Origin of the sequence: uncultured Thiodictyon sp., from assembly GCA_903837595.1 — a bacterium.
Taxonomy (GTDB): Bacteria; Pseudomonadota; Gammaproteobacteria; order Chromatiales; family Chromatiaceae; genus Thiodictyon.
The window spans coordinates 1-2,859 of record CAILVI010000024.1 but is presented as its reverse complement, the minus strand read 5'-3'; the positions used below and the strand labels follow the sequence as shown (position 1 = coordinate 2,859).

The 2,859-nt window shown below is 65.6% G+C and carries 1 protein-coding gene; it reads left to right on the top strand.

Annotation, left to right across the window (positions count from 1 at the left end):
- Positions 1-386 precede the first annotated feature (386 nt).
- Positions 387-2,372 (top strand): tetratricopeptide repeat protein, encoded by a 1,986-nt coding sequence (locus QZY44_RS01440; RefSeq protein ID WP_295441255.1) that lies wholly within the window; start codon positions 387-389, stop codon positions 2,370-2,372.
- The last annotated feature ends 487 nt before the right edge of the window (positions 2,373-2,859 follow it).

Sequence of the window (2,859 nt, the reverse complement as noted above, 5' to 3'; positions counted from 1 at the left end):
CGTTGTGAGGGGGATCATCAGCCTAACTCCGAGACCTGCAAACCTTCCTGGCGGCTGGCGATCATAAGCCTCTTTTCACGATATTACAAAAACTTAGCAGCCGCCTGAAACGCAGGAAGAGCCATTTGGAATTGCTGTTCGCGTGTGTGGCGTGCGGTTTCGAGGAAAACGCCGATTTGGTGGGCGCGATCAATGTTCTATAGGGCGGGACACTCCCGGTTAGCCTGTGGAGATACTTCGCCCATTGGGGCGTCGGCCCAGGAACCCACCGAAGCGACTATTCGCGAGCTTGCTTGCGCGTAGCGCCCTAGGAATCGCCGTCCTTCAGGGCGGTGAGTATGTCAAAGTAGGGGACTCTACAACACCAGACCATCGGAGTAACCGCGGTGCCGAAACAGCCGTCCAAGACCCGCCAGACGAAGGGCGGGCAGCCCGAGCCGGCCCAAATCAAGGCCGTGGAGCGACTGCTGGGTGCCCGGGACTATCCGCGGGCCATCGCGCGCGCCCGCACCCTGGTGCAGCACTTCCCCGATCATGGCGGCGCCAACCGGCTGCTGCTGGATGCCCTGGACCAGGGCGAGAGTCGGGCGGCGGCCACGCTGGCCGCCTACCAGTGGGCAGAACGCCGGCCCCGGAGCACGCGCGCCCTAGAGGCACTCTACCAGTTGGCGATCGAGGGCCATCACCTCCTGTTGGCTTACCGGGTCGCGGACCGGCTGCGGGAATTGGGCGCCCTGCCTGGGGCCTACCACATTGACCCTGAGGGCGTGGCCGAGATGCTGCAGCAACCCGACGGGACCGCGGCGACTCGCGCGCAGATGGAGCAGTTCGACATCGGCAAGCTGCACATGGACGCCCATGACTTCGCGGGCGCGGCGCGGTTGCTTGATGGTGTCGCCATCACCCCGGCCCGCAACAATCGGGGGTTCGCCCTGTTTCACGCGGGCAACATCAAGGAGGCGCTGACCGCCTTCCTGGACGCCTGGCAGCACGACGGGGGCAACCTCTTCGCCCTCGGCTGGGCGCTGCGGCTGCGACTGTATCTGGGCGACGAGACCGGCGCCAGGGGCTTGGCGGTCCCTTTGGCCCAGGCCCAGGCGCGGCGTGCCGAGGATGCCTACGGCCAGGTCGCCGGCCTGCTGCTGATCCATGAGGACCAAGCCGCCTGGGACGCCTTTGAGCGTGCGGGTCAGGCGGTTTGGGCCGCTGGTGAAACCGGTCCGCTGTTGGCCGAACGGCTCCAACAGGGCGGCGGGGCGGCCAGTCGGCGCGGCGACGCCGAACAGGCGCGGGCGCTATGGCGGCAGTCCTTGGCGCAACGCCCGGGGCTCACGACCGCCGCGGAGGGCCTGGCCGCCCTGCAACGCGATGGCGCGCCCCCGGCCTATCCGGCCCTGTTCGAGTGGAGCCATATGCTCCCCGTCGATTGGGTCAATCGACTATACGCGGCGGACGCCGCGCATCTGGATGCCCGGCTCGATGAACTGACTGCCAGCGACGCCTATCTGGAGACGATCTACCTGGCCGGCGACGCGAGCCTACGGACCTTCGCCACGCAAGTATTGAAGCATCGGCTGCAGCGCGAGTCCGTGGCCCAGCCCCCCGCGGGCGGTCAGCCCGAACGGCACGCGGCCGCCATCGTCCGGGACCTGGCGCGTTTGCCGGTCGGTACCACCCAAGAGCGCCTCGGGCTGCTGAGCGTCTTGCGTGACGCCGGTGTGATTGGGGTCGACGAGACCCTCCGCTACTGGGACGGCAAGGCGCTGAGCGAGATTATACTGATTAAGACCGAGTTCTATCGCGCGCCGGACCCACCCGATCTGCCGGAGGACCTCCAGCCGCTGCTCGAACAATCGCTCATGCTGATGCGCGACGGCGATCTCGTCACCGCCGAGGCGCGACTCCACGCCATTCTGCGGCGCGTGCCAGACCACCAAACCGCGCTGGGTAATCTGGCGGGAATCCGCGCCCGTCAAGGTCGGGTCAGCGAGTGCCGCGAGCTCTTGCGCCGGGTGATCGCGGCCCATCCAGACTATCTCCTAGCCCGCTGCAACCTGGCCGGCATCCTGATCGAGGACGGGGACCTGGAGGCGGCCAAAGCGTTGCTGGCTGGCCTCGCGCAACGGCCGCGGATTCATATCCGGGAGGCCTTTGCCCTCTACGGTGCCATGGCCATGTTGAAGCGCGCCCAGGGCGATGACGCGTCTGCCGACACCTTCATCGCCAGCTTGGAGCAGATGGTCGAAACCGATGATGATCAGCGCCTGCTCGCGGTGGCCAAGGCGCGCGTGGCACGCGTCACCGCCGGGGGGCGTCTGCTGAAGACCTTCAGGTCCTTGTTGCCGGGCTCCAAGAGGCCAGGCGGGGTGTAGCGGGAGTACAGCGGCCATGGGCTGTACGTTCGGATGCCAATCCGTTCGACGTGGGAGTGCGCCCGGCCCTCAGTCGGCGAGTTTCCGATCGATGTGGGATATCGGGGGAAAAACGCGTGAGTAAAAAGATCAAAAATTTAGCGGTGACATAGCCCATCGTGCTAAGGTCCTTTCAATCCCCATGGCGTTGCCGTGGGGGTTGCTCTTTTTTGGCTACTCCCCCCAGCGAACCAGGGGATCGTTGCGGGCATGGTCACCAACATGAGCGGCCACGCATCCAGGGTCGCTCCTGCCTGGGCACGGCTTTCGATGCCGATATCATCCGTCGCGACTTCGCCGACACACCGCTGAAATCTCGCGAGCCCTAATTCTACTTTGTCACATTCATAGCCTTCAGCCCGTTTGCTCACGGCGTTGCTTTTCAAAGGCGTAGTCGATGGCCGCCTGTCGTTTGGCGTGGCGCACCTGCATCTGGCGAATGACCTCG